We start from the raw sequence: 26302 nt of genomic DNA, 5'->3' as shown, positions 1-26302 counted from the left end.
ATGCCTTCCGTCATCCTTCCGTCACCTTAGTGGGCGGCCGGCTCTCGGCTCGCCGGGCTCGCGCGCGGCGTAGGCGTTGTCGATCCAGGCGCGCAGCCGCTCGCCGCCGTGGACGGGCGAGGTCCAGGTGCCGTCGACCTCGACGGGACGGGTGCCGGGCGCGTCCATCCAGCGCAGGACGCACTCCATCTCCTCGGCGGACGCGGCGCCGCCCGGCGCCCCGGTCGTCACCGACCACGGGAAGACGGTCTCGGCGGTGGCGATGAGGGCGTCCACGTAGGGGCGCGGGTGCGCCCCCGGCGGGATCGTCCCGGCGGCGGCGAGCCGGCCGTACCGCACCACCGCCAGCTCCCAGCCGCCGTCGAAGGCGGGACGCGCGGCCACGATCTGGCGGCAGCCGGCGAGCGCGCCGAGCCGCTGCCCGCGCGCCGCCGCCCGGACGAAGGCGGCCAGCCGGTCGCGCTGCGCCGCGGCCTCCTCGTACCGCTGCGCGGCGGCGAGGCGGTCGATGCGCACCTGGGCGGCGGCCACGACGGGACGCACGTCACCGGCCAGCACGGAGCGCGCGGCGGTGACGTGCGCCTCGTAGCCCTCGACCGTCTCGTGGCCCTCGCAGGGCGCGCCGCACCTGCCGATCTCGCCGAGCACGCAGCCGCGCGCCTTGCCGCGTTCGATGAGCCGGGGCGTGAGCCGCTGCGTGCACTGCCGCAGCGGGATCGCCTCGTGCATCGCGGCGCGCGCCTCCTCGGCCTGCCGCTGGGACGACAGCGGCCCGAGGTAGGCGGCGCCGTCGTCGCGGCACTCCCGGACGATCGACAGCCGGGGGAACGGCTCGACGGTCAGCTTGAGCCACAGCACCCGCTCGGGGAACTTCGAGCGCCGGTTGTAGCGGGGCTTGTGCTCGGCGATGAGCCGCAGCTCGCGGATCTCGGCCTCCAGGCCGGTGGCGCACACGATGGTGCGGACCCGTTCGGCCAGCCCGACCATCTCCCTGACCCGCCACCGCGTCTCCGAGCCGGTGAAGTAGCTGCGGACGCGGGTGCGCAGGTCGCCGCTCTTGCCGATGTAGAGCGCCTCGCCGCCGGCGTCCTCGAACACGTACACGCCGGGGGCGCTGGGGACGGTGTCGGCGAGATGGCGCTTGCGCCGCTGCTCGGGCGTGGGTGCCTTGGCGAAGCCGCGCAGCTCCTCCAGGGTGGTGACGCCGAACGAGCCGAGCCGCTCGATGAGGCCGTGCAGGACGTCGACGGTGGCCCTGGCGTCGGCCAGCGCCCGGTGGACGGGCCGGGTGCCGGCGCGGAAGAACCGGGCGAGGGTCTCCAGCCGGCAGTTGGGCACCTCGTCGCGGGTCAGCACGCGCCGCGCCAGGTCGACGGTGTCGATGACGGGGAACGCGGGCCAGGCGTAGCCGTGCTCGGCGCACGCCGCCTTGAGGAAGCCGGTGTCGAACGGCGCGTTGTGCGCGACCAGCACGCAGCCGCGGGCGAACTCCAGGAACGCCGGGAGCACCGCGTCGATCGTCGGCGCGGCGGTGACCATCGCCTGGGTGATGCCGGTGAGCGCGGTGATGAACGGCGGGATCTCTGAGCCGGGATCGACCAGCGTGCCGAAGTCGCCCAGGTGCTCGCCGCCGCGCACCTTGACCGCGCCGATCTCGGTGATCGCCGACTCGGCCGGGGAGCCCCCGGTGGTCTCCAGGTCGACCACCACGAAGGTGACCTCGGCCAGCGGGGTGCCCAGGTCGTCGAGCGTCCCCTGGACGCCGTAGGCGGGCAAGGGCTCCGAAGCGCTGGCCGTCATGGGCGCGACCGTAAAGGACGCCACCGACAGACCAGGGCGAGGCATCCCCCGGTGCCTGCGGACGCTTCGCGCTAGTGTTGGAGGAACGCTGGGATTCCTCCAGGTGAGGGAGCCGCCGGGGCCGCGCGACCCGTGGCCGCGAGCGGAGCGGGCGTGCCGGGGCCGGGGTCCGGCGGATCGCGCGTTCGCGCAGGTTAAGGCGCGTGTCACACGGGAAGGCAGAACGGCGTCCGCGGCGGGACGGCCGTCGCCGTCCCGGAACGCCGGCCCGGGGGGAACGGCGAGCGAGCGGTCTTCGGGGGGACATCGGCGGCACGGCCTGGGAGGAGCGAGATCATCGACAGCGGCGCGGAGGCCGGAGAACGCCTGGCCCGCCCCCTCCCCGAGGCGGTCAGGGTCGGCGTCGTGGAGGCGGCGGCGGAGCTGATCGGCACGCTGCCCGCCGACGAGGTGCCGCTGCCGCTGCGCCGGTTCGCCCGGTTCGAGCGCCGCAAGCGGGCCAAGCTCGCCGGGCAGCACATCGCCGCGCAACTGGAGAAGGACGCCGGGTTCCGCGAGCGCGTGGCCGTCCCGCTGCGGAAGGCGCAGCCGGAGCTGGCCGAGGCGGTCGAGGAGGGCCGGCTGCCGCCGGCCGCCGATCCCGTGCGGGTCGCGGTGCTGGCCTACCTGCTGCGCCCGCAGGGGTGGACCGCGCTGGTGGAGACGGCCCGGGACGAGCTGGAACGCTCGGCGAGCGCGTCCGAGGGCGAGGCCGCCGAGCGGCGCATCGCGGAGCTGCGCGAGGAGGTCGCCGCGGCCCGTGCCGGGCGCGCCGCCGAGGTGGACCGGCTGCGCTCGGAGCTGCGCGAGGTCAAGGCCGAGGTCACCGAGCTGCGGCGCAAGCTGCACGACGCGCGGACGCGCGCCAGGGCGGCCGAGGAGAGGGCCGAGGCGCTGGCCGCGCAGAGCGAGCGCGAGCGGGCCGCCGCCCGCGAGGGCGCCGCGGCGGCCGACAAGGAGCTGCGCAGGCTGCGGGGCAGGCTGGCGCGGGCCGAGACGGACGCGGAGGCGGCCAGGAGGGCCGCCCGTGAGGGCCGCAACGTGGACGACGTCCGCCTGCGGATGCTGCTCGACACGCTGGTGGACGCCGCGCTGGGGATGCGCAGGGAGCTGGCGCTGCCGTCCACGATCGCGCGTCCCGCGGACGCGGTGGCCGGGGCGGGCCCGGGGGCGGCGGCGAATCCCGTGATGACCGGCAGGTCCCTGTCCGACCAGGACCCGCAGCTGCTGGACCGGCTGCTGTCGCTGCCCCAGGTGCACCTGCTGGTGGACGGCTACAACGTCACCAAGACCGGGTACGGGGAGCTGCCGCTGGCCGACCAGCGCAGGCGGCTGCTGTCCGGCCTGGGCGGGCTGGCCGCGCAGACCCGTGCCGAGATCACCTGCGTGTTCGACGGCGCCGAGCTGGACGCCCCGGTCGCGACGGCGGTGCCGCGCGGGGTGCGGGTGCTGTTCAGCCGCCCCGGGCAGACCGCCGACGAGCTGATCGGCGAGCTGGTGCGGGCCGAGCCGCCCGGCCGGCCCCTCGTGGTCGTGTCCTCCGACCGCGAGGTCGCCGACAACTGCCGCCGCGCCGGAGCCCGCCCCGCCCCGTCCACGCTCCTCCTGCGCCGCCTCGGCCGTACGTAGCCGCTCCCGGGTTCTGTCGGACCTTCCCCGTACCGTCGCTGCCGTGAACGAGGCATCCGGTACCGGATGAGGTACAGGGGGACATCATGGTGATCGAGTGTGAGGGCTGCCGGGCGCGCGGCACGGGCTGCGGCGACTGCGTCGTCCCCGCTCTGCTGGAGTGCGCGGGAGCCGGCCCCGCCGCCGGGGTGCTGGACATCGACGAGGACGAGCGGCGCGCGCTGCGGGTGCTGGCGGAGCACGAGCTGGTGCCGCCGCTGCGCATGGTCCCGTTCCCGCCACGCGGCGTGACGAAGAACAGGCGTGACGAGCGCGCTTCGTGATCTTAATTGCACCCATGGTGGCATAAGGTCGATTTAAGGCGCCTAAGAGCAACGAATCAGTTGTGACGGGTGAGGTGCCTCGCTAGTGTCGTCCGGCGACATCACGGACGAGAGGGGCACTAGCGATCGTGGCCAGTGATCACACCAAGGCGGGCTCCCAGGCGCAGCGCAACCGCCCGCACGTCATCGCGGGGCGCGGCACCACCCCACGCCGGATCACGGCGACCGTCTGCCTGGCCGTGGCGGCCTCCTTCGCCGTGCCCGCGACCGCGGCGCACGCCGACCCCGAGGCCGAGGCGAAGAAGAAGCTGACCAAGCTCAACGAGCAGGTCGACCAGCTCGTCGAGAAGTACAACCAGGTCAACCAGAAGTACAAGATCGCCAAGAAGAAGTACCAGGCGTCCAAGGCGTCCAGCGCCGAAGAGCTCGCCACCTACAACGCGTTGCAGGCGAAGGTCTCCCAGATGGCCGCCGACGCGTACAAGCGGGGCAACACCGGTGACGTCGCCGGTCTCGTGGGCGCCGACGACCCGCAGGCGGTGCTCGACCAGGCCGCGGTCTTCACGCACCTCGCCCGCAACCGCAGCTCCGAGCTGGCCCAGTTCCTCGGCGCGGCGCAGCGGGTGCAGCGCGAGCTGGCCCAGACCAAGGCCGCCTACGACGAGGCCAAGAGGCAGCAGGACGAGCTGAAGGCGCGCAAGGCCGTCCTCGACAAACAGGTCAGGAAGCAGAAGGCGCTGGTCGCCAAGTACGACCCACCGTCCGCCGGCGGCGGTGTCGGCGGCACCTACAACGGCCCGGCCAGCGGGCCCGCGCGGGTCGCGTTGAACTTCGCCTTCGCCCAGAAGGGCAAGCCGTACCAGTACGGCGCCGAGGGGCCGAACTCCTACGACTGCTCCGGCCTGACGATGAAGGCGTGGGCGGCGGCGGGGGTCAACATCACCCGTACCACCAACTCGCAGTACGCCGCCACCAAGCGGGTGGCCAAGAGCGACCTGCAGCCCGGTGACCTGGTGTTCTTCAGCAACCTCGGGCATGTGGGGCTCTACATCGGCAACGGCCAGATGATCCACGCGCCGAGCACCGGCAAGACGGTGTCCATCGTCAACATCAACTCCGGCTACTACGCGGCGAACTACGTCGGCGCGGGCCGGCCCTGACCCGGCGGGGCCGCCGTGGTCAGGGCCGGGTAGTCAAGATCGAGTCGAGCCGACGCCGCCGGATCGGGTTGTCCCTGGTCCGGCGGCTTTTTGTGCCCCTATTTGCCATCTCGCCGACCTTTGCTATCTTGTGTCCCACTCGCGGCGCCCGCCAGGCGTCGCCCCAGGTAGCGGCGCTTCTCACGCACCGCGCCTCCGCGGCACCCCCCAGGTGCCGTCCCCGCTCGGCACTCCCCAGGTGCCGCGTCACTTCAGTTCCACTCCAGTTCACTCAAGGCCGGCCCGGCCGCACCGTGAGCATCACGGCAGTGTGCATGGGCGCTTCCGTGGCGTTCATGGCGGCCCACCCATCGGGCCTCGGCCGTGGGCGATTCCTGTTCTTGGACGCCCCCACAATCCCGAAGAACCGACAACTCCCATAGCGCCTCGCAGCGCGGCCTGGAGCCAGGCGTGGCCGCCCGTCCCCGCTTCCCTGGGACGTCCCCGTTTCTTCCCCTGATCCCTTGGGGAGCCGGGGCGGCCACGCCGTCTTCGGCCGTGCGGCTTGACGGGCCTTGACGGGCCCGGCTGCGCTCACCCAACCCCCCACGGGCCCCGACCCCTTCGGGGAGCCGACCCAGTCCGAGATGTCGGCGTCCGGACGTACCGGACGCCCACCGCCGAGTCCGCGCGACGCGGAGCCGGGGACCCATCCAGTCCCACGGGGTGAATCGGCCGCAGGACGTGACGTCCAGGCCGTAGGGCACGCTTCCACGCCCGAACCCGACAGCTAACCCGGCAGGCGGTCATTGGAAGCCGAGGAGCCCACGTGGCAGCTAAGCACCGCTGTGCCAAGGGAAGGCACCGCACCCCCCAACCCCTGAACGTCACCCTCCGCACCACCGGCGGGCTGCTCGCCGGTGTCACGCTGATCGGCCTGGCCGCCGGGACCGCCAGGATCGCCGGGGCCGACGGCCCGTCCGCGCGAGCCGCCACCCTGGCGGCGGTGGCCCCCGACGCCGAGGTCGGCGTCCCGCACACGTCGCGGGAGGACGGCGAGAGCGAGAACGGCCACGCGTCCCTGGTCCGCGCCACGATCATGAAGCGCAAGGCCAAGGCGAAGCGCGTGCGGTCCATGCCGGGACAGTCCATACCGGCGGAGGCCGAGGCCGAGGCCGAGGAGCACGCGGACGTCCAACGGCAGGTGGCCGCGCCCAAGGCCCCGGCGCCGAAGGCCGCCCGGCCGGCGCCCGCCAAGAAGAGGGTCACCGCCGCCGACGCCATCAAGCTCGCCAGGGAGCAGGTCGGGATCCAGGAGGACTCCCAGGGCAAGACCAAGTTCCAGGAGTGGTACGTCACGACCAAGCGGGCCAGGGAGACCGCGCGGCGCGACGGCGGGCGCGACCCGAAGATCTACGCCAACGCCGCCTGGTGCAGCATGTTCATCTCCTGGGTCGGCGACAAACTCGGCCTGAGCGACCAGATCGGCAGCGACGCCTGGACGATCGAGCACGCCAAGTGGTTCCAGGAGCGGGATCGCTGGGGCACCAGGCCGAGGCCGGGCGCCATCGTCTTCTTCGCCTGGAACGGCTCCAAGAACCTCTACGCCATCGAGCACGTCGGGATGGTGATCAAGGACAAGGGGCACGGCACGATCGAGACCGTCGAGGGCAACACCAGCAACGCGGTCCGCGTGCGGCAGCGGTCCACCAGCACCGTCGTCGGCTACGGCTACCCCGACTACGCCAAGGGGTGACCGACCGGAGGGCGGCCGGCCGGGCCGCACCGCGCGCATAGGATCACGCGCATGGGCGCGGGAGGCGCGGGCTCGGTCCGCGGACGGGCGCGGGTCCCGCGGCGCACGGCGTCGATCGCCGTCGCCGCGGGACTCGCCGTCTGCGTGCTCGGCGGCCTGGGCCTGGCCGGTGCCCGTCCCGGCGACGGCCGGTCCGGCGCCCCCGGCGCGGCCCGGGAAGCCGTGGCGCCGCCCGACCGGAACGCGATAGGCGCCGTCCTGGCCAACCGTGCCCGCGCGGTACGCGACCGCGACCGGATCGCCTTCATGGCGACCCTCGCCTCGGCGCCCGCGCCCTACCGGCAGGCCCAGGCGGTGATGTTCGACAACCTGCTCAAGCTGCCGCTGCGGGACTGGCGGGAGGACTTCACGTCCCTGGAATCCACCGGAGGCGGCGCCGCCGTCGTCAGGATCCGGCTGACCTACACCCTCCGCGGCCACGACGCCGAGCCCGTCGCCCGTACCCGGTACCTGGTGTTCGCGCCGCGTCCCGGCGGCTGGGCGGTCGTCGGGGACGGGACGGCGCGCGGTCACGCCGACGACGCCGAGATCTGGGACGGCGGCCCGCTGACCGTCGTCCGCGGCCGCTCCGTCCTGGTCATCGGCGACGCCCCGGGGCTGCGGGAGATCGCCCGCCGCCTGGACGCGGCCGTGCCCGCCGTCACCGCGGTCGCCGGCCGGCTCGCCCCCTCCGGCTGGGCGCGGCGGGTCGTCGCGCTCGTCCCGGCGGACCCCGCGCGGGCCGCCTCGCTGGCGGGCGGCCGTCCCGGCCTGCACGAGATCGCGGCGCTGGCCACCGTCGCCCCCACCACGGGCGGGCGGGGCGCCGACCGGATCGTCATCGCGCCCGCCGCCTTCGGGCGCCTCAACGCGCTGGGACGCGACGTGGTCCTCACCCACGAGCTGACCCATGTGGCCACCGGCGGTGCCCGCGACGGCCGCACCCCGCTCTGGCTGATCGAGGGGTTCGCCGACTACGCCGGGTACCGGGGCCGGGACGTGAGCGTGCGGTCGGCCGCCGCCGAGCTGCGGCGCGAGGTGGCCGCGGGACGGCTGCCGGACGCGCTTCCGGGACGCGCCGCGTTCGACGGCGGCTCGCCCCGGCTCTCGCAGGCGTACCAGGAGTCCTGGCTGGCCTGCCGGATGATCGCCGAACGGTACGGTGAGGCGGCGCTGGTCCGGCTCTACCGCGCGGCGGGACGCAGCACGGAATCGGCCGCGCTGAGGGAGGCGCTGGGCGTGGACCTCCCGCGCTTCACCGCCGCCTGGCGCGACTACCTGCGGAGGGAACTGCGATGACGGGACGCGGCAAGGCCGGCACGGGCGTCGATCCCGGCGAGGGGACGGGATCCGGGCCCGCGCCCGGCACCGGCCGCCCCGGGCCGGACCGGCGGTCCCGGCGGGCCGCCGCGATCGCCTCGGCGGTGCTGTTCGCCGCCGTGATCGCCGTGATCGCGGTGACGACGCCATGGCACCCGCTGCCCGGGACCGTGCCGGGCGGCGCGGTCCCGGTGGACCCGGCCCGCGACTTCAGCCCCGCGGAGATCGCCCGGTCCCGCGCGTTCGACGCCGCGCTCACACCCCGCGCCTACGCCGGCCTGGCCGTGGGCCTGGTCGTCGTGCTCGTGCTGGGGCTGACCCGGCTGGGGTCCGGCCTCATCGCCCGCTGCACCGCGTGGCCGCGGCGCCGTTCCCTCCGGGTCGCGGTCGCGGTCGTCGTCCTCACCACCGTGCTGCACCTGGCGAGCCTCCCGTTCGGCGTCTGGGGCGAGGCGGTGCTGCGCCGGTACGGGCTGTCCACCCAGTCCTGGCCCGCATGGCTGCTCGACGACGTCAAGTCGCTGGGCTTCACCTGGCTCATCTACTCGATCGCGCTGCTCCTGCTGTACTGGGCGCTGCGGCGGTTCCCCCGGTACTGGTGGACGGGCGCGGCGGCCGGGGCCTTCGCCCTCGTCGTGGCGGTGTCGTTCCTCTACCCGGTCGTGTTCGAGCCAGCGTTCAACGACTTCCGGCCGCTGCCGCAAGGGCGGCTGCGCGCCGACCTGCTGGCGATGGCCCGGCGGGACGGCGTCCCGGTCAAGGACGTGCTGGTCGCCGACGCGTCGCGGCGCACCACCTCGCTCAACGCCTACGTGTCGGGATTCGGCTCGACCCGGCGCATCGTCATCTACGACACGCTGCTGGAGAACACGCCGCCCGCGCGCGTCGAGGCGATCGTGGCGCACGAGCTCGGCCACGCCAAGAACGACGACGTGCTGCACGGGACGCTGATCGGCGCGCTGGGCGTCTCGGCGGCCGTCTGCCTCCTGCACCTGCTGCTGAGCTCGCCGCGCCTGCTACGGCGCTCCGGCGTCGTCCCGGACGGCGTTCACGGCGGGGGCGAGCCGCCCCAGGGGAACCCCGGCGCCGATCCACGGTCGATCGCGCTGCTGCTCGCGGGCGTGGCGGTCGCGACACAGGTCGGCATGCCCGTCCAGAACCTGGTCAGCCGCCACATCGAGGCCAGGGCGGACGCCCACTCCCTGGACCTCACCCGCGACCCCGCCACGTTCGCGTCCATGCAGCACGAGCTGTCGGTGCGGAACATCTCCGACCTATCCCCCGACGCGATCGAACGCTTCCTGTGGTCGAGCCACCCGTCCGCGCCCGAACGCATCGCCATGGCCCGAGACTGGGCGCGGCAGCACCACGTCCCCGAACCTCCCCCACGACGACGTTAGCCCCGCACCCGGAGGTGCGGGGCCGGCGGCCGGGCAGGTCAGGGGCGCCGTTCGGGCGACCCCGCCATCGCCTCCGTGGACCGGTGCGCCACGGGCACGCTGCCGTCCGGCCCGACCTTCAGGGAGTGCTTCAGGGCGCTGCCCTTCACCCACTCCCCCCACTTCATCTGCCAGTAGCCCCAGCCGTTGTCCGGCTCCAGCTCCCGGTCGCTGCCCGTCACGATGTACGGGTCGCCCCGCTGCGCGAAGTTGTAGAACCACCTCGCGTCCGAGGGGCTGGCGTTCACGCAGCCGTGGCTGACGTTGCTGTTGCCCTGCGCCCCGACCGACCACGGCGCCGAGTGCACGTACTCGCCGCTGTTGGAGATGCGGACCGCGTGGTGGACCGACAGGCTGTAGTAGCCGGGGGAGCCGGGCCCGATCCCCTCCCAGCCGGAGGTCATCGTCACCGGGTTGCCCTTGTCCATCGTCAGATGGATCCCGTTGGTCGTGGTGTACTTCCTGACGCCGCCGCGGCCCATGCTGATCGGCATCTTCCGCACGACCTCGCCGTTCTTGCGGACGATCATCTTGTGCTTGTTCTCGCTCGCCGTGCTGATCTGCTCCTCTCCGATCCGGAAGCGGACGGTGGTGTTCTTGCCCCCATAGGTGTCGCCGGCACCGGCGACACCCGCCAGCCGCGCCTTGAACGTGACATCGGTGTGCCGCGGCCAGAACGCCTTGGTGCGGAACACCAGGGTCTTGTTGTCGAACCAGTGCCACGCGCCCTCGACCGGCTTGCTGGACCGCACCTCCAGCGCCCGCTCCACCCCCGCCCGGTTGGTGACCTCGCGCTGGAACCGCATCACGATCGGCATGCCGACGCCGACGGTCTCCTTGTGCTTGGGCGCCTCGTACACCACGCCCAGCGTCCTCTTCGCCTCGGCGGTGACGAACCGGCTGCTGACCGTGCGGGTCCTGCCGTCGTCCCCGACCGCGGTGGCGGTGATCGTGTACCTGGTGCCGGGCTCCAGCGTCCAGCGGGACCGCCACTGCGTCCGCTCGGCGTTCAGCGCGCCCTCCACCGGCTCGCCATCGGTGGTCACCGTGACGTTCTCGATCGTGCCCTGACGGGCCTGCACGGACACCGGGGCGTCGGGACGCGGACGCGCCGTCCCCGACCCCGTCGTCGCCGCCGCCGCGACCGGGCTCACGGCGAGCGACACCGCCCCGGCCCCGGACGGCAGATCCGTGTCGGAGCCCAGCGAGCACCCCACCGCGCCCGCTCCGGCCGTCACCGTCACCAGTCCGAAGAGCACCGTAGTGCGAACATTCAACGCGGTCATCATGAATGGGCCGGTACCCGGGAAAATCAGGGGGCACCGGGCGCTTGACGTACCTTTACCGGGTCCCAACCGAATGATCAGGACCGTCCGGTTCAGGACGGTTGGGGGCAGTGCGACGGTTGGGCCTTGTACGACGGTTGGGGCTCTACGACGGTTCGGTCCCATACAGCCGTACGGCGCCGGACGGTTCGTCCGGCGCCGTACGGCGTTCCAGCGTGACGGGCTCAGTGCGAGAAATGACCCCGGTAGTACTCGAAGACCATCCCGATCGTGCTCATGATGCACGCGGCCACGCCGACGATCACCAGCCACCAGCCGAACACGATGCCCAGCGTCACCGTGGCGGCCGACAGCGCCACGAACAGCGGCCACCAGCTGTGCGGGCTGAAGAAGCCCAGCTCGCCCGCCGCGTCCGCGATCTCGCCCTCGGGATCGTCCTCGTACAGCGGGCCGCCGTTGCCCTTCTCCAGCCGCCGCACCGTGAAGTGGATGTAGAACCCGATCAGGCCGGCCAGGCCGACCGCCAGCGCCAGCGCCGTGGTGCCCGTCCAGTCGCCCGACCACAGCCAGTAGACGACATCGGTGGCGAGGAAGAAGACCGCGCACCCGTAGAACATGAACGCCTGTACGCGCATCTCCTACCCCTTCGTCCCGGTGAGCTCGCCCTTGGCCCCGACGTGCGGGTGGTGCAGGTCGAAGGCCGGCCGCTCGGAGCGGATCCGCGGGATCGCGTTGAAGTTGTGCCGCGGCGGCGGGCACGACGTCGCCCATTCCAGCGACCCGCCGTACCCCCACGGGTCGTCCACCTCGACCCGCTTGCCCCGCTTCGCGGTGATGTAGACGTTGTAGAAGAACGGGATCATCGACAGGCCCAGCAGCATCGCGAACACCGTCGACACCTGGTTCATGCCGGTGAACTCCGCGGCGTAGTCCGCGTACCGGCGCGGCATGCCCGCGGCGCCCAGCCAGTGCTGGATCAGGAAGGTGCCGTGGAAGCCGATGAACAGCATCCAGAAATGCACCTTGCCGAGCCTGTCGTTCAGCATCTTGCCGGTCCACTTCGGCCACCAGAAGTAGAACCCGGCGAACATCGCGAACACCACGGTGCCGAACACCACGTAGTGGAAGTGCGCCACCACGAAGTAGGAGTCCGACAGCTGGAAGTCCATCGGCGGCGACGCCAGGATCACGCCGGTCAGCCCGCCGAACAGGAACGTCACCAGGAACCCGATCGACCACAGCATGGGCGACTCGAACGACAGCTGTCCCCGCCAGATCGTGCCGACCCAGTTGAAGAACTTCACCCCTGTGGGCACCGCGATCAGGAACGTCATGAACGAGAAGAACGGCAGCAGCACCTGGCCCGTCACGAACATGTGGTGCGCCCACACCGTCACCGACAGGCCCGCGATCGAGATCGTCGCGAACACCAGGCCGATGTAGCCGAACACCGGCTTGCGGCTGAACACGGGCAGGATCTCCGTCACGATGCCGAAGAACGGCAACGCGATGATGTAGACCTCCGGGTGCCCGAAGAACCAGAACAGGTGCTGCCACAGCAGCGCGCCGCCGTGCGAGGCGTCGAACACGTGCGCCCCGAGCTTGCGGTCGGCCTCCAGCGCCAGCAGCGCCGCGGCCAGGACCGGGAACGCCAGCAGCACCAGGATCGAGGTCAGCAGCGTGTTCCAGGTGAAGATCGGCATCCGGAACATGGTCATGCCCGGCGCCCGCATGCACAGGATCGTGGTGATGAAGTTGACCGCGCCCATGATCGTGCCGAAGCCCGACATGGCCAGGCCCATCACCCACATGTCGCCGCCGATGCCCGGCGAGCGCACCGCGTCCGACAGCGGGGCGTAGGCGAACCAGCCGAAGCTGGCCGCGCCGCCCGGCGTCAGGAACCCGGCGATCACGATCAGGCTGCCGAACAGGAACAGCCAGTACGCCAGCATGTTCATCCGCGGGAACGCCACGTCCGGCGCCCCGATCTGCAGCGGCATCACCACGTTGGCGAACCCGGCGAACAGCGGGGTCGCGAACATCAGCAGCATGATCGTGCCGTGCATGGTGAACAGCTGGTTGAACTGCTCGTTGCTGACCACCTGCAGGCCGGGCTTGTACAGCTCCAGCCGCATGACCAGCGCCAGCACGCCGCCGAACAGGAACATCACGAACGAGGTGATCAGGTACAGGTAGCCGATCACCTTGTGGTCGGTGGACGACAGCCAGGACGCCAGGATGCGCCCCTTGCTCGTCCGAGCGCCTCCCACAGGAGCCACGCCGGGCGCCTCGCTCACGGTCGTCACTGGGCACCCCCCGTCGCACGGGCCTTGGCCGCGGCGATGTACTGGTCGTACTCGGCCTGCGGCACGACCTTCAGCTGGAACAGCATGCGGCTGTGGTCCACGCCGCACAGCTCCGCGCACCGGCCCTCATAGGTGCCGGTCTTGCGCGCGGTGAACTCGAACTCGTTGACATAGCCGGGCATGACGTCCTTCTTGTACAGGAGCGCCGGCACCCAGAACGAGTGGATGACGTCGTTGGCGTGCAACCTGATCCGCACCGTGCGGTCCACGGGGATGGTCAGCACCGGCTTGGCGCCCGTGGTGGCGTTCGGGTCGACCGGGGTGCCGACCTCGGAGGCGACCGTCCGCTCCCGCCCCGAGGCGTCCTTCTCGCGGTAGTCGAACTGCCAGCTCCACTGGAACCCGGTCACGTCGACGGTGACCGCCGGGTTGGCGGTGGTCTTCTCGACGTAGGTCTCGTCCCGGGCCGTGAAGTAGAACAGCACGCCGATGATCACGAACGGGACCGCCGTGTAGAGGATCTCGATCGGCATGTTGTAGCGCACCTGCGGCGGCAGGTCGTCGGAGCGCCTGCGGTGGAACAGCACCGCCCAGATGATCAGTCCCCAGACGACGCCGCCCACGGCGAACGCCGCGATCCAGGACCCCTGCCACAGCGTCAGCATGCGCTCGGCCTGGTCGCTGATCGGCTCGGGCATGCCAAGGCGGGCCGCCTCGCTGTCGCTGCTGCACGCGGTCGCGGTCAGCGCCAGCAGGCCCAGCGCGCCGGCGCCCGTCAGTGCGCGCGTCGATGCGCGGCGGCCGCGCACAGGCGTACGCCGCTCCCTAGAGCGGGTCGGACTCACGGAATGCCTTCCCCACGGATAGAAGCCCGGTCGGCCGGGCGGTGAGATCAGTTGTTACACGTGTGTGGGGGACACATTAGCGTGAGGGTCCCGCAAACCCCCGATCGGGTGGCCGGTTAGGGTTTCTGGCGTGGCCCACCCCGTCCCGAGCGGCTATTTCGACGCCGCGTCCACCGAGCCCGCGCACCCCGCCGCGCGCCGGGCCCTGCTGGACGCGCTGGACGGCGGCTGGGCCGACCCGGCACGCCTGTACGGCCGCGCGCGCCAGGCCCGCGTCCTGCTGGACGGCGCCCGCGAGCGCATCGCCGGGGTCCTCGGCGTACGGGCCGACGAGGTGTCGTTCACCGCGTCCGGCACCCAGGCGGTGCACCTCGGCGTGCTGGGCGCTCTGAGGGCCCGGCGGCGCGTCGGCCGCCACCTGGTGGTGAGCGCGGTCGAGCACTCCAGCGTCCTGCACGCCGCGGAGACCCACGAGGCGGAAGGCGGCGAGGTCACCACCGTCGGCGTCGACAGGCACGGCCGCGTCGACCCGGCCGCCTTCGCCGCCGCCCTCCGCCCCGGCACCGCGCTGGCCTGCCTCCAGTCGGCCAACCACGAGGTCGGCACCCTCCAGCCGGTCGCCGAGGTCGCCGAGGCATGCCGGGCCGCGGGCGTCCCCCTGCTGGTCGACGCGGCACAGTCCGCCGGACGCGCCGACATCCCCGCCGGCTGGTCGATCCTGACCGCCAGCGCCCACAAATGGGGCGGCCCGCCCGGCATCGGCATCCTGGTGATCAGAAAGAACACCCGCTGGCGCTCCCCCCTCCCCGCGGACGAACGCGAACGCCGCCGCGTCCCCGGATTCGAGAACGTCCCCGGCGCCGTCGCCGCGGCCGCCGCCCTGGACGCCTACCGCGCCGACATGCGCTCCGAAGCGCCCCGCCTGTCCGCCCTCATCGACCGCATCCGCGACCAGGTGCCCCGGCTCGTGCCCGACGTCGAAGTCGTCGGCCACCCCACCCGGCGCCTCCCCCACCTGGTCACCTTCTCCTGCCTGTACGTTCCCGGCGAAGCGCTCCTGACCGAACTCGACAGACAAGGTTTCGCGGTTTCCTCAGGAAGCTCCTGCACGGCGGATACGCTGCGACCCAGTCACGTCCTTGAGGCGATGGGGGTGCTCACGCATGGCAACGTACGGGTCTCGCTGCCCCGAGGCACCGACCCCGCCGACATCGACCGCTTCCTCGCCGCGCTCCCCCAAACCGTCGACCGGCTTCGCCGGGACGCCGGAGTGAGCGCACAATGAAGAGAACGATCCGCGTCAGGGCAGCCACGACACAAGGGAGGCGGTCGCGCCCATGAGGTTCCGAGGCCGCGCGAAGGCCAGGTCGCGCCGCGACACCGCGAACGCGCCCCACCCCGCCCCCGAGCCCGCGGGTCCCGCCCCCGCGCTGGTCATCGACGCGCTCGGCCGCAAATGCCCCATCCCGATCATCCTGCTCGCCGAGCGCATCCGCGAGATCCCCGTCGGCCAGGTCGTCGCCGTCCTCGCCGACGACGTCGCCGCCCGCACCGACGTCCCCGCCTGGTGCCGCATGAAATCCCAGGACTTCGTCCGCGAGGAGACCCTCCACCACCCCCAGGCCCCCGCCGACGCCCCCCCAAGAGGCTGGGCCTTCCACATCAGAAGAACCTATTGACCGTACCCCTCCCGAGCCGCGTGTGCCCGCCCAGTCGGCACCGTCCTGATGGGGCAGGGACGAGCAAAGCGATGGCGGTGTTACCTACACTTCGCATCCACCTCAGCCACCAGCCCCAACCCCGAACGGTCGCTCAAGCGTTGCGATCGCGTCCGAAGGCAGCGAGCCTTTAGGCGAGTCGGAGCGATGCAGCGATCGCCCCAAGCACGACAAGCGACGAGCCGCTAGGCGAGGAGCGCAGCTCGTGCTTGCAGTTAACGGTGGGCCCGCCCGCCCGGGTTGGGGGTTGGGCGGGCGGTTTCCGAGTCAGATGTTCAAGTGCTGGGCTACCTCGTTGTCGGCGTTGTCGCCGTAAGAGGCGGTCAGGCGGTCGAGGAACTGCTGCTTGGTGAACTCGTATTCCTGGGGGCCGTTGGTCTCCAGGACGTAGGCGGCCAGGACGTGGCCTACCTGGGCGGCGCGTTCCAGGGGGAGGTCCCAGGCCAGGGCGGTGAGGAAGCCGGCGCGGAAGGCGTCGCCGCCGCCGGTGGGGTCGACGACCGCGGACACCGGGGTGGCGGGGACGTGCACGCCCTCCTCGCCCTTGCGGTCGATGGCGACGCCCTTGGAGCCCAGGGTGGTGATCCGGACGCCGACGCGGTCGAGGATCTCCGACTCCGACCAGCCGGTCTTCTCCTCGCAGAGCGCCTTCTCGTACTCGTTGGTGAAGAGGTAGGCGGCGCCGTCGACCAGGCGGCGGACGTCCGCGCCGTCCATGCGGGCGAGCTGCTGGGAGGGGTCGGCCGCGAACGGGATGCCGCGCTGCCGGCACTCGTCGGTATGCCGGAGCATCGCCTCCGGATCGTTCGGGCTGATCAGGACGAGGTCGAGGCCGCCGACCCGCTCGGCCACCGGGCCCAGCTCGATGGAGCGGGCCTCGCTCATCGCGCCGGCGTAGAAGGTGGCGATCTGGTTCTGGTCCTGGTCGGTGGTGCACAGGAACCGCGCGGTGTGGTGCAGCTCGGAGACGTGCACGGACCGCGTGTCGACGTTGTGGCGCTCCAGCCAGGAACGGTAGTCGGCGAAGTCGTCGCCGACGGCGCCCACCAGGATGGACTCCTTGCCCAGGCTGCCCATCCCGAAGCAGATGTTGGGCGCGACCCCGCCCGGGCGCACCACCAGCTCGTCCACCAGGAAGGACAGCGAGATCTGCTGGAGCCGTTCGGGAATGAGCTGGTCGGTGAACCTGCCGGGGAAGGTCATCAGATGGTCGGTCGCGATGGAGCCAGTCACGGCGATGCGCACGGCGTCGCTCTCCTCGTCTGGGTCGTCCGGCTATATATCCGGCTGTTGTGCAACCCGGAAAGACTACTGGCCATCGCATCACAGGCGGCCCGTACCGCCCAGGCCGTTCCCGGAGGACGGAAACGCGAAACGCGGCCCTGCCCCGGCGAATGGGGGCGGGCCGCGTGACGTCGGCGGACCTTAGTTGAAGGAGTCGCCGCAGGCGCAGGAACCCGACGCGTTCGGGTTGTCGATCGTGAAGCCCTGCTTCTCGATCGTGTCGACGAAGTCGATGGTGGCGCCGGTCAGGTAGGGCGCGCTCATCCGGTCGACCCGGACGGCGAGCCCGCCGAAGTCCTGCACGAGGTCGCCGTCCATCTCACGCTCGTCGAAGAACAGCTGGTAGATCAGGCCCGAGCAACCGCCGGGCTGCACGGCGACGCGCAGCGCGAGGTCGTCGCGGCCCTCCTGCTCAAGCAGGCCCAGCGCCTTCTCCGCAGCGGCGTCGGTGAGGATGACGCCCTGCTGGGTGGTCTCCTGCGTGGTGGTCTCGCCTGCCGTCATGTCTCAGCTCCCGGTCTCGCCGCAAGTCGTCTTGCCATGTCATCGAGGACGCGGTGCGCCTCTTCCGTAGACCAACGTACCTCGGCGCGAGGTCATTCCGGCCTAGGCCCAGTGTTACACACACCGGACGAAGGGGGCCGCCGGGAGGCGGCGCCCGAGAGATGTGCCATCATTAGTCGTCAAAGCGACGATAAGCCCCGTCGCGGAGGAGGGAGACTCCATGACGACCCCAGTGCGCGATCTACCGCTGCTGTTCCTGGGCGAGGGCGCCGACCCGGCCAGCGAGCGAGGCGTGGACTGTCCCGGCGACCTGCCGCCCGCGTCCGACCCCGCGCTGGTGGAACGCGCCAGGGCGGCCAAGGAGGCGCTCGGCGACCGGGTGTTCGTCCTGGGCCACCACTACCAGCGGGACGAGGTCATCCAGTTCGCCGACGTGACCGGCGACTCGTTCAAGCTGGCCCGGCAGGCGGCCGCCCGGCCGGAGGCGCCCTACATCGTGTTCTGCGGCGTCCACTTCATGGCCGAGTCCGCCGACATCCTCACCGCCGACCACCAGAGCGTGGTGCTGCCCGACCTGGCGGCCGGGTGCTCGATGGCCGACATGGCGACCTTCGACCAGGTCGAGGAGTGCTGGGACGTCCTGGAGGACGCCGGGATCGCCGACGACGTGGTCCCCGTCACCTACATGAACTCCTCGGCCGACATCAAGGCGTTCGTCGGACGCCACGGCGGGACGGTCTGCACCTCGTCCAACGCCAAGCGCGCTCTGGACTGGGCCTACGGGAAGGGCGAGAAGGTGCTGTTCCTGCCCGACCAGCACCTGGGGCGCAACACGGCCGTGCTGGAGATGGGCTTCGCCCTGGACGACTGCGTCGTCTACAACCCCCACAGGCCGGACGGCGGCCTCACGCAGAAGGAGCTGCGGGACGCCAAGATGATCCTGTGGCGCGGCCACTGCTCGGTCCACGGCCGCTTCAGCAAGGAGTCGGTGGACGAGGTCCGCGCCCGGGTTCCCGGGGTGAACGTGCTCGTCCACCCCGAGTGCAGGCACGAGGTCGTGCTGGGCGCCGACCTGATCGGGTCGACCGAGTACATCATCAAGACCATCGAGGCGGCCCCGTCCGGCTCGTCCTGGGCGGTCGGCACGGAGCTGAACCTGGTCCGGAGGCTGGCGAACGCCCACCCGGACAAGAACGTGATGTTCCTGGACAAGACCGTGTGCTTCTGCTCGACGATGAACCGCATCGACCTGCCGCACCTGGTCCGGTCCCTGGAGTCGCTGGCGGCGGGCGAGGTGGTCAACCGCATCCAGGTGGACGAGGAGACCGCGCACTACGCCCGCGCCGCCCTCGACCAGATGCTGGCGTTGCCGAGCTGACCGCGGTCAGGCGGAGACGCCCGCGGACTCGCGGTCGACCGCGTCGAACCGCAGCCGGTCTCCGGAGACGGTCACCCTCACGTGCTGACCGCCGTGCAGGGTGCCGTCCAGGAGGCGGCGGGACAGGGCGTTGTCGACCTCGCGCTGGATGGTGCGGCTGAGCGGGCGGGCGCCGAACTCGGGCTCGAAGCCGCGCTCGGCCAGCCAGTCCACCGCCGCGGTGTCGAACTCGACCGTGACGTCCTGGGCGTGCAGGCGGCGGCGGGTCTCCTCCAGGAGAAGGTCGGTGATCTGCCGCAGCTCCTCGGCGCCGAGCTGCCGGAACACGATGATCTCGTCGATCCGGTTGATGAACTCGGGCCGCAGGTGCTCGCGGAGGCGGCGCAGGACGCGGTCGCGCACCGACGCCTCGGCGGCGCCCTCACCGCCGCCGCCGAAGCCGATCCGCCCGCCGCCGCCGCTGATCAGCTCCGAGCCCAGGTTGCTGGTCATGATCACGATGGTGTTCTTGAAGTCCACGGTGCGGCCCTGGGCGTCGGTCAGCCGGCCGTCGTCCAGCAGTTGCAGCAGCACGTTGAACACGTCCTGGTGGGCCTTCTCGATCTCGTCCAGCAGGAGCACCGCGTACGGGGTGCGGCGGACCGCGTCGGTGAGCTGGCCCGCCTCCTCGTACCCGACGTAGCCGGGCGGGGCGCCCACCAGCCGGCTGACGGTGTGCCGCTCCTGGAACTCGCTCATGTCGAACCGGATCATCCGGTCCGAGGAGCCGAACAGCGCCTCGGCCAGGGCGCGGGCCAGCTCGGTCTTGCCGACCCCGGTCGGGCCGAGGAACAGGAAGCTGCCGATGGGACGGTCCGGCGGCGCCATGCCCGACCGCGACCTGCGGACGGCCTCGGCGACCGCCGCCACCGCCTCCTCCTGGCCGATCACCCGCCGGTGCAGGTGCTCCTCCAGGCGCAGCAGCCGGTCCCGTTCCTCCTCGGTCAGCTGGGAGACCGGGACGCCGGTGGTGCGGGACACCACCTCGGCGATGTCCACCTCGGTGACCTCCGGCACGGTCTTGCCGCCGCCGTTGCGGGTCTCCGCGATCCGCCGCTCCAGCTCGGCGATCTCGTCGCGCAGGGTCGAGGCGCGCTCGTAGTCCTCGGCCGCCACCGCGTGCTCCTTCTCGCGGCGGCGGGCCTCCAGGTCCTGCTCCAGCCGCCGCGCCTCGCCGGCCGGGGTGCGCACCCGCAGCCGGACGCGGGCGCCGGCCTGGTCCATCAGGTCGATCGCCTTGTCCGGCAGGAACCGGTCGGTGATGTACCGGTCGCTCAGCTCGGCGGCGGCGACCAGCGCGCCGTCCTGGAAGCGCACCTGGTGGTGCGCCTCGTAGCGGTCGCGCAGCCCGCGCAGGATCTCGATGGTGTCGTCCACGGTCGGCTCGGGCACCAGGATCGGCTGGAAGCGCCGCTCCAGCGCCGCGTCCTTCTCCACGTTCTTGCGGTACTCGTCGACGGTGGTGGCGCCGATGATGTGCAGATCGCCGCGGGCCAGCGGCGGCTTGAGCATGTTCCCGGCGTTCATCGCGCCCTCGCCGCCGCCGGCGCTGACCATGGTGTGCAGCTCGTCGATGAACACGATCAGCTCGTCGGTGTGCTGGGTGATCTCGTCCACGATCTTCTTGAGGCGCTCCTCGAAGTCGCCCCGGTAGCGGGTGCCGGCCACCACGCCCGCCAGGTCCAGCTGGACCACCCGCTTGCCGCGCAGCGTCTCGGGGACCTCGCCGTCCACCACCCGCTGCGCGATGCCCTCGACGATCGCGGTCTTGCCGACGCCGGGGTCGCCGATCAGGACGGGGTTGTTCTTGGTGCGGCGGGACAGCACCTCGACGGTCTGCTCGATCTGCTCGTCCCGCCCGACCACCGGGTCTATCCGGCCCTCGGCGGCCAGCGCGGTCATGTCCCGGCCGAACTCGTCCAGCGTGGGGGTGCCGGTCGAGGGCGGTCCGCCGGGCGCGCCGCCACCGGCGCCGCCGCCGTAGACCGCGTCGCGCAGCGCTTCGGGGGTGAGCCGTTCCCTGGCCAGGATCTGGCCGGCGGGGGACTCGGGGTTGAGCGGCAACGCGAACAGCAGGTGCTCGGGACCGATGTAGGACGCGCCGAACGCCCGCGAGATCTGGTGCGCGTCCAGCAGGGCGCGCTTGGCGGCGGGCGTCAGCTCGGGCGGCGTCTCCCGCGCCTCACCGCGCGACACCTCGCCCTCCACGTCCCGGACGATGGTGGCCGAGTCGACCCCGGCGCGCTCCAGCAGCCGCCGCGAGCTGTCCTGCTGCGCCAGCGCCCAGAGCAGATGATCGGTGTCCAGGTCGCGGCTGCCCCACTCGGCGGCCTTCAGGGCGGCCTCGCGGACGGCCTCGCGGGCCTCCTCGTTCATCAGCCGGCCGATGTCGATCCGCTGGACCGGGCGCCGCGGCACGCCGCCGAAGAAGCGGGCGAAGAACTCCTCGAAAGGATCGGAGCCGAACCCCTCCGGCCCGTACAGGCCACCGGTCATGACGTTCCCCCTTCTCGTCGCTGTGGCCGGGCCCCGCCCGGATGGCGCCACTAAGGCCGTCTGCCCGGCGAGATCCCCCCGAAACGGGGCGCGCGACGAGGTCAGAGGCCGGGGGCGCCCCAGACCGGGAACCAGCGGCTCAGGTCCGGCTCGATCGGCAGGTCGGCGCCGACCGCGCCGCGCACCTGGAGCTCCAGGGCGTTGTCGCGGGCCTGGGCACGGCCGGGCAGCGGGGCGAAGGGGAAGAACGTGCCGCGCTTGTAGAGGTAGACCAGCGCCAGGCGCCGGTCGTCCTCGTCGCCGGGCCCCCGGAACCCGATGAGGGAGCACAGCAGGTGGGGGCCGAACCCGTTGGACTCCAGCGTGGCGTTCACCGCGTGCAGGTCCGTGACCAGGCCGCTCAGGTCGCCCGGGTCGTGCCGGGCCAGCAGCCAGGTGTAGCCGTAGGCGTCGGTGCTCAGCTCGACCTCGGGGCCCTCGTCGGCGTCCAGCAGCTCCTGGATGTCGCGCTGGAGCCGCGCGAACGCGCCGCCCTCCACGGCCCGGAAGCAGACCGAGCCGAGCCCGGTCGGGGTGAAGCCCGTCGCCGCCTCCAGCGTCACCGCGGCCGTCGGCAGCGCGAACAGCCGGTCCAGGTCGGGCTTGACCGGCTTGGACCGGCCCAGCAGCACGTCCAGGAAGCCCATCGGATCACGCCCCCTCGCGGCTCAGCCGGGCCGAGATCTCCTGGAGCTGCGCCAGCCTGCGCTCCAGGGACGGGTGCGTGGCGAACAGCGCCGAGAAGCTCAGCCCGCCGCTCAGCGCCGGCGCGAAGAAGAACGCGTTGAACGGCTCGGCCGCGCGCAGGTCGCGGGTGGGGATCCTGGCCATGTCACCGGAGATCTTGACCAGCGCCCCGGCCAGCGCCGAGGGACGCCCGGTCAGCAGCGCCGCGGCACGGTCGGCCGACAGCTCCCGGTACCGCGACAGGGCGCGGGTCAGCAGGAAGCTGATCGCGTACGCGACGGCGCTGACGGCGATCACCGCCAGCAGCACCAGGCCGGTGTTCTGGTCGCGGTTGCGGGAGAAGCCGCCGAACAGCCCGAACTGGAGGCCGAAGCGGGTGAGCAGCCCCGCCACCACGCCCAGGAACGAGGCGACCGTCATGACCGCGACATCGCGGTGGGCGACGTGCGACATCTCGTGCGCCAGCACGCCCTCCAGCTCCACGGGATCGAGGCGGCGCAGCAGCCCGGTGGTGACACAGACGACGGCGCGGCGCTGGTTGCGGCCGGTCGCGAACGCGTTGGGCACGTCGGTGTCGGCGATCGCCACCCGCGGCTTGGGCACGTTCGCCATCGCGGAGATCCGGTCCACCACGCCGTGCAGCTCGGGCGCCTCCTCGGGGGAGACCTCCCGGCCGTGCATCGCGAACAGCGCGAGCCGGTCGGAGAAGAAGTACTGCGCCAGCAGCAGCCCCGCCGCGATCACCAGCACGGCCGGGCCCAGCTTGGGCGCTATCACGAAGAACGCCGTCACGAAGGCGACGTAGACCAGCCCCAGCAGGAACATCGTCACGAGCATCCGTGACGTCAGCCCCCGGTCGGGGGCGTAGCGCGTGCGGGCCATCTGGATCCCCCCATCCCTGGCCAAGCCTTCCGGGACTTCCCGGTTCACTAGGACAAACGCCGGAAAGCCGGATTTTGTGCCTTATTGGGGTTGGGGGGACGGACGGCGCCGGATCAGTCCGGGATCAGGCCCTCGTCTCCGAGCATCTTGCGGACCTCGTCCATCGCCGCGTCCGCGGGGGGAAGGATCAGCTCCGACGGCTCCAGGCTGTCCTCCGGCAACGCCTTGCCGACCTTGCGCACGTTGTCGAGCAGCCCGTGCAGCGCGGTACGGAAGGTCGCCTCGTCACCGGTCTCGATCGCGGCCTCGAGCTCCTCGTCGAGCGTGTTCAGGGACGCCAGGTCGTCGGGAGCGACCTCCAGCTGCCCCTCCCCCATGATGCGGACGATCATTGCCCACCACCGGGCTTCTGCTGCCAGTCGGCCTGCTGGTGCGGCGCCTGCTGCTGGGGGGCGTCGACGTCCTGCCGCGCGCCGGAGGAGGGGGTGCCCTGGCCCAGCTCCTTGGGCGTGGGACCCTGGCCCAGCTCGGCCTTCAGCCGCTCCAGCTCCAGGTCGACGCCCGGCCCGGCGCCCATCCGGTCCAGCTCGGCCTGGATGTCGTCCTTGGGACCGGAGAAGTCCTCCAGCGCGCCCGAGGCCAGCAGCTCGTCGATCGCGCCGGCGCGGGCCTTCATGTTCTCGGTCTTCTCCTCGGCGCGCTGGATCGCCAGGCCCACGTCGCCCATCTCCTCGGAGATGCCGGTGAACGCCTCGTTGATCTTCGTCTGCGCCTCGGCCGCCGTGTAGGTGGCCTTGATGGTCTCCTTGCGGGTACGGAAGGAGTCGACCTTGGCCTGCAACCGCTGCGAGGCGAGCGTCAGCTTCTCCTCCTCGCCCTGCAACTGCTGGTACTGCGCGCGCAGGTCACCGAGCTGCGAGTCCAGGCCGGCGCGGCGGGTCAGCGCCTCCCTGGCCAGGTCCTCGCGGCCCACCTGCAACGCCTTCTTGCCCTGGTCGGTCAGCTTGTTCTGCTGCTGCTCCAGCTGGTTGATCTGCAGCTCGAGACGCTTGCGGGAGGTGGCGACGTCGGCGACACCCCGACGGACCTTCTGCAGCATCTCCAGCTGGCGCTGGTAGGAATAGTCCAGGGTCTCGCGAGGATCCTCCATACGGTCCAGGGCCTTGTTCGCCTTGGACTTGAAGATCATCGACATTCGCTTCATCACGCTCATCGCGCGGCGCCGGTCCCTTCGTGCTGTGCTCAGTCACAAACTGGGCTCAATGACCACTGCTGGGGTTCTTATCACCCTACGCGTTAACGCGCGAGGCAGCCACGATGTTCGCAGCCGGTAGGCTGATCCCTGTGTTCCGACGTCGTACCCAGGAAGCCCCCCAGGATCCTCCTCAGGTAGCAAAGCCGGGAGGAAAGGGCCGTCCCACGCCCAAACGGGCGGAGGCCGAAAAGCGCCGCCGCCAGCCCATCACGGCGCCGGCCAACCGCAAGGAGGCGTACAAGCGGGTCCGCGAGCGGCAGGCCGCCGAGCGCGCCAGGGCGCGCGAGGGAATGGCCAGGGGCGAGGAGAAGTACCTCCTCAAGCGCGACAAGGGGCCGGTGCGCCGCCTCGCGCGCGACTACGTCGACGCGCGCCGCACCGTGGGCTCCTACATGATGTACGTGCTGTTCGCGATCATCGTGATCAGCCTGCTCCCGTTCGCCGCCGCCAAGCTGCTGGTCGTGTTCGCGCCGGGGCTGCTGCTCGGCGTGGTGCTGGTCGAGGGCATGGTCCTCGCCCGCGGCGTCAAGAAGCTGGCCGCGGAGCGCTACCCGGACGAGAGCACCAAGGGCGTCGGCATGTACGCGGCGATGCGGGCCATGCAGATCCGGCGGCTGCGCGTCCCCAGCCCCCAGGTCAAGCCCGGCCAGAAGGACCTCGTCGGCAAGTCCTGACCGCGTCCTGGCCGCATCCGGACCCACTAGGGTCGGGCCCATGGAGTTCAGGTATCTCGGCCGCAGTGGCCTGAAGGTCAGCGAAATCGCCTACGGCAACTGGCTCACCCACGGGTCCCAGGTGGAGGAGGACGCGGCGCGCGCGTCCGTCCACGCCGCCCTGGACGAGGGCATCACCACCTTCGACACCGCCGACGCCTACGCGGGAACACGCGCCGAGGACGTCCTGGGCCGGGCTCTGGAGGGGCAGCGCCGCGAGGGACTTGAGATCTTCACCAAGGTGTACTGGCCGACCGGTCCCGGACCGAACGACAGGGGCCTGTCGCGCAAGCACATCATGGAGTCGCTGCACGGGTCGCTGCGCCGGCTGCGCACCGACTACGTGGACCTCTACCAGGCGCACCGGTTCGACCACGAGACGCCGCTCGAAGAGACCATGCGGGCGTTCGACGACCTGGTCCGCCAGGGCAAGGTGCTCTACGTCGGCGTGTCGGAGTGGCGGGCCGAGGAGATCGAGCGCGCGCTGAAGATCGCCGACGAGATGGGCTTCGACCGGATCGTGTCCAACCAGCCGCAGTACTCCATGCTGTGGCGGGTCATCGAGGCCGAGGTCGTCCCGCTGTGCGAGCGGGAGGGCATCGGGCAGATCGTGTGGTCCCCGATCGCGCAGGGCGTGCTGACCGGCAAGTACCTGCCGGGACGGCCGCTGCCGGAGGGCTCGCGCGCCACCGACGACAAGGGCGGCGCCGACATGATCAAGCGCTACCTCAACGACGACCTGCTCACCCGCGTGCAGGAGCTGAAGCCCGTGGCGGCCGACCTCGGCCTCACCATGGCCCAGCTCGCGGTGGCCTGGGTGCTGCAGAACCCGAACGTCTCCTCGGCCATCGTCGGCGCGTCCCGTCCCGAGCAGGTGCGCGACAACGTCAAGGCCGCCGGGGTCAAGCTGGACGCGGACGTCCTCAAGCGGATCGACGAGATCCTCGCCGACGTCGTCGTCCGCGACCCGGACAAGACCCGCAGCCCCCGCACGCGTCCATGACGAGCGCGAGCCGCGCGACCGGCGCTAATCTCAGGGCGACCTGCGGGCGACGGGCGGTGCCGGCGAGCACGGTGAGGCGCAGCGGGCGACGGGTTGCAGGGAGGACATGACGCGATGGCATGGAGCTGGCGTTTGGAGAAGGCCGACGGCCGGCCCGCCGGGGTGGCGGAGGAGACCTTCACCACCCAGGCCGACGCCGAGTCGTGGCTGGGTGAGAACTGGCGCGAGCTCCGCGACGAGGGCACCGACCAGGTGACCCTCCTGGACGGCGAGAGGCCGGTCTACGGCCCCATGAGCCTCCATGATCCGGAGTGATCCGGAGTGATCCGGAGTAGGGGACTCCGGCCCGCCCGCGCCAGGTGAGCGGACCCCGGGGCGCGGCC

Annotated in this window: 24 protein-coding genes and 1 riboswitch; of the genes, 12 read left to right on the top strand and 12 right to left on the bottom strand. The window is 71.8% G+C overall.

Annotated features, from left to right (window positions below):
- Window positions 1-21 precede the first annotated feature (21 nt).
- Window positions 22-1800, bottom strand: coding sequence for a DEDD exonuclease domain-containing protein (locus ACGWYJ_RS19070; protein ID WP_395107405.1), 1779 nt, complete (start codon window positions 1798-1800; stop codon window positions 22-24).
- A gap of 405 nt (window positions 1801-2205) precedes the next feature.
- Here ACGWYJ_RS19070 and ACGWYJ_RS19065 point away from each other — a divergent pair, with 405 nt between their 5' ends.
- From ACGWYJ_RS19065 to ACGWYJ_RS19040, 6 genes are all read left to right on the top strand, one after another.
- Complete coding sequence (locus tag ACGWYJ_RS19065; protein ID WP_395107403.1) at window positions 2206-3468, top strand: NYN domain-containing protein; 1263 nt, start codon at window positions 2206-2208, stop codon at window positions 3466-3468.
- A gap of 86 nt (window positions 3469-3554) precedes the next feature.
- Window positions 3555-3791, top strand: coding sequence for a hypothetical protein (locus ACGWYJ_RS19060; protein WP_395107402.1), 237 nt, complete (start codon window positions 3555-3557; stop codon window positions 3789-3791).
- Between the two features lie 128 nt (window positions 3792-3919).
- Entirely contained in the window at window positions 3920-4951 is a 1032-nt protein-coding gene (locus ACGWYJ_RS19055) for an NlpC/P60 family protein (RefSeq protein WP_395107400.1), read from the top strand.
- A gap of 647 nt (window positions 4952-5598) precedes the next feature.
- Window positions 5599-5750: riboswitch (cyclic di-AMP (ydaO/yuaA leader) on the top strand.
- 9 nt (window positions 5751-5759) lie between these two features.
- Entirely contained in the window at window positions 5760-6686 is a 927-nt protein-coding gene (locus tag ACGWYJ_RS19050; protein ID WP_395107398.1) for a CHAP domain-containing protein, read from the top strand.
- A gap of 51 nt (window positions 6687-6737) precedes the next feature.
- Entirely contained in the window at window positions 6738-8024 is a 1287-nt protein-coding gene (locus ACGWYJ_RS19045; protein WP_395107397.1) for a hypothetical protein, read from the top strand.
- The gene (locus ACGWYJ_RS19040; RefSeq protein ID WP_395107395.1) at window positions 8021-9445 is read left to right on the top strand and encodes a M48 family metallopeptidase; all 1425 of its coding nucleotides are present in this window, start codon (window positions 8021-8023) and stop codon (window positions 9443-9445) included. The genes ACGWYJ_RS19045 and ACGWYJ_RS19040 overlap by 4 nt, the downstream gene beginning before the upstream one ends.
- A 38-nt stretch (window positions 9446-9483) precedes the next feature.
- Here the strand turns inward: ACGWYJ_RS19040 and ACGWYJ_RS19035 are convergent, their stop codons facing one another.
- From ACGWYJ_RS19035 to coxB, 4 genes are all read right to left on the bottom strand, one after another.
- Window positions 9484-10770 carry an Ig-like domain-containing protein gene (locus ACGWYJ_RS19035; RefSeq protein ID WP_395107461.1) on the bottom strand — a complete coding sequence of 429 codons (1287 nt, stop codon included), beginning with the start codon at window positions 10768-10770 and terminating at the stop codon, window positions 9484-9486.
- A 224-nt stretch (window positions 10771-10994) separates the two neighbouring features.
- Complete coding sequence (locus ACGWYJ_RS19030) at window positions 10995-11405, bottom strand: cytochrome c oxidase subunit 4 (RefSeq protein ID WP_395107393.1); 411 nt, start codon at window positions 11403-11405, stop codon at window positions 10995-10997.
- A 3-nt stretch (window positions 11406-11408) separates the two neighbouring features.
- The gene (gene ctaD / locus ACGWYJ_RS19025; RefSeq protein WP_395107392.1) at window positions 11409-13049 is read right to left on the bottom strand and encodes a cytochrome c oxidase subunit I; all 1641 of its coding nucleotides are present in this window, start codon (window positions 13047-13049) and stop codon (window positions 11409-11411) included.
- A 23-nt stretch (window positions 13050-13072) separates the two neighbouring features.
- Window positions 13073-13885, bottom strand: a complete 813-nt coding sequence (gene coxB / locus ACGWYJ_RS19020) for a cytochrome c oxidase subunit II (RefSeq protein ID WP_395107391.1) — start codon at window positions 13883-13885, stop codon at window positions 13073-13075.
- 166 nt (window positions 13886-14051) lie between these two features.
- Between coxB and ACGWYJ_RS19015 the strand changes: the two genes are divergently transcribed.
- Both ACGWYJ_RS19015 and ACGWYJ_RS19010 read left to right on the top strand, forming a co-directional pair.
- Complete coding sequence (locus tag ACGWYJ_RS19015) at window positions 14052-15206, top strand: cysteine desulfurase family protein (RefSeq protein ID WP_395107389.1); 1155 nt, start codon at window positions 14052-14054, stop codon at window positions 15204-15206.
- 52 nt (window positions 15207-15258) lie between these two features.
- Window positions 15259-15600, top strand: a complete 342-nt coding sequence (locus tag ACGWYJ_RS19010; protein WP_395107387.1) for a sulfurtransferase TusA family protein — start codon at window positions 15259-15261, stop codon at window positions 15598-15600.
- A 306-nt stretch (window positions 15601-15906) separates the two neighbouring features.
- Here the strand turns inward: ACGWYJ_RS19010 and ACGWYJ_RS19005 are convergent, their stop codons facing one another.
- Window positions 15907-16884: a carbohydrate kinase family protein gene (locus ACGWYJ_RS19005; protein ID WP_395107386.1), complete on the bottom strand. Its 978-nt coding sequence runs from the start codon at window positions 16882-16884 to the stop codon at window positions 15907-15909.
- 180 nt (window positions 16885-17064) lie between these two features.
- Window positions 17065-17427, bottom strand: a complete 363-nt coding sequence (locus ACGWYJ_RS19000) for an iron-sulfur cluster assembly accessory protein (protein WP_285693924.1) — start codon at window positions 17425-17427, stop codon at window positions 17065-17067.
- A gap of 220 nt (window positions 17428-17647) precedes the next feature.
- Between ACGWYJ_RS19000 and nadA the strand changes: the two genes are divergently transcribed.
- The gene (gene nadA / locus ACGWYJ_RS18995; RefSeq protein ID WP_395107385.1) at window positions 17648-18805 is read left to right on the top strand and encodes a quinolinate synthase NadA; all 1158 of its coding nucleotides are present in this window, start codon (window positions 17648-17650) and stop codon (window positions 18803-18805) included.
- A 6-nt stretch (window positions 18806-18811) separates the two neighbouring features.
- On the opposite strand, the gene ACGWYJ_RS18990 is transcribed toward nadA, so the two are convergent.
- The 5 genes from ACGWYJ_RS18990 to ACGWYJ_RS18970 form a co-directional block, all read right to left on the bottom strand.
- Entirely contained in the window at window positions 18812-21340 is a 2529-nt protein-coding gene (locus ACGWYJ_RS18990; protein ID WP_395107384.1) for an ATP-dependent Clp protease ATP-binding subunit, read from the bottom strand.
- Between the two features lie 101 nt (window positions 21341-21441).
- Window positions 21442-22026 (bottom strand): hypothetical protein, encoded by a 585-nt coding sequence (locus ACGWYJ_RS18985; RefSeq protein ID WP_395107383.1) that lies wholly within the window; start codon window positions 22024-22026, stop codon window positions 21442-21444.
- Between the two features lie 4 nt (window positions 22027-22030).
- The gene (htpX, locus tag ACGWYJ_RS18980) at window positions 22031-22948 is read right to left on the bottom strand and encodes a zinc metalloprotease HtpX (RefSeq protein ID WP_395107382.1); all 918 of its coding nucleotides are present in this window, start codon (window positions 22946-22948) and stop codon (window positions 22031-22033) included.
- Window positions 22949-23061: 113 nt separating this feature from the next.
- On the bottom strand, window positions 23062-23340 hold the full coding sequence (locus ACGWYJ_RS18975) for a hypothetical protein (protein WP_395107381.1): 279 nt from the start codon (window positions 23338-23340) through the stop codon (window positions 23062-23064).
- Window positions 23337-24161: a PspA/IM30 family protein gene (locus tag ACGWYJ_RS18970; protein WP_395107380.1), complete on the bottom strand. Its 825-nt coding sequence runs from the start codon at window positions 24159-24161 to the stop codon at window positions 23337-23339. Before ACGWYJ_RS18970 ends, ACGWYJ_RS18975 begins: the two co-directional genes overlap by 4 nt.
- A 131-nt stretch (window positions 24162-24292) precedes the next feature.
- Between ACGWYJ_RS18970 and ACGWYJ_RS18965 the strand changes: the two genes are divergently transcribed.
- From ACGWYJ_RS18965 to ACGWYJ_RS18955, 3 genes are all read left to right on the top strand, one after another.
- Entirely contained in the window at window positions 24293-24877 is a 585-nt protein-coding gene (locus ACGWYJ_RS18965; RefSeq protein WP_395107379.1) for a DUF3043 domain-containing protein, read from the top strand.
- Between the two features lie 40 nt (window positions 24878-24917).
- Window positions 24918-25919, top strand: coding sequence for an aldo/keto reductase family protein (locus ACGWYJ_RS18960; protein ID WP_395107378.1), 1002 nt, complete (start codon window positions 24918-24920; stop codon window positions 25917-25919).
- A gap of 114 nt (window positions 25920-26033) precedes the next feature.
- On the top strand, window positions 26034-26234 hold the full coding sequence (locus tag ACGWYJ_RS18955) for a hypothetical protein (protein WP_285693915.1): 201 nt from the start codon (window positions 26034-26036) through the stop codon (window positions 26232-26234).
- Window positions 26235-26302 lie beyond the last annotated feature (68 nt).

The sequence above is a fragment of the Actinomadura sp. SCN-SB genome (assembly GCF_043906805.1).
GTDB lineage: Bacteria > Actinomycetota > Actinomycetes > Streptosporangiales > Streptosporangiaceae > Spirillospora.
This window is presented reverse-complemented; position numbering and strand designations above follow the sequence as displayed.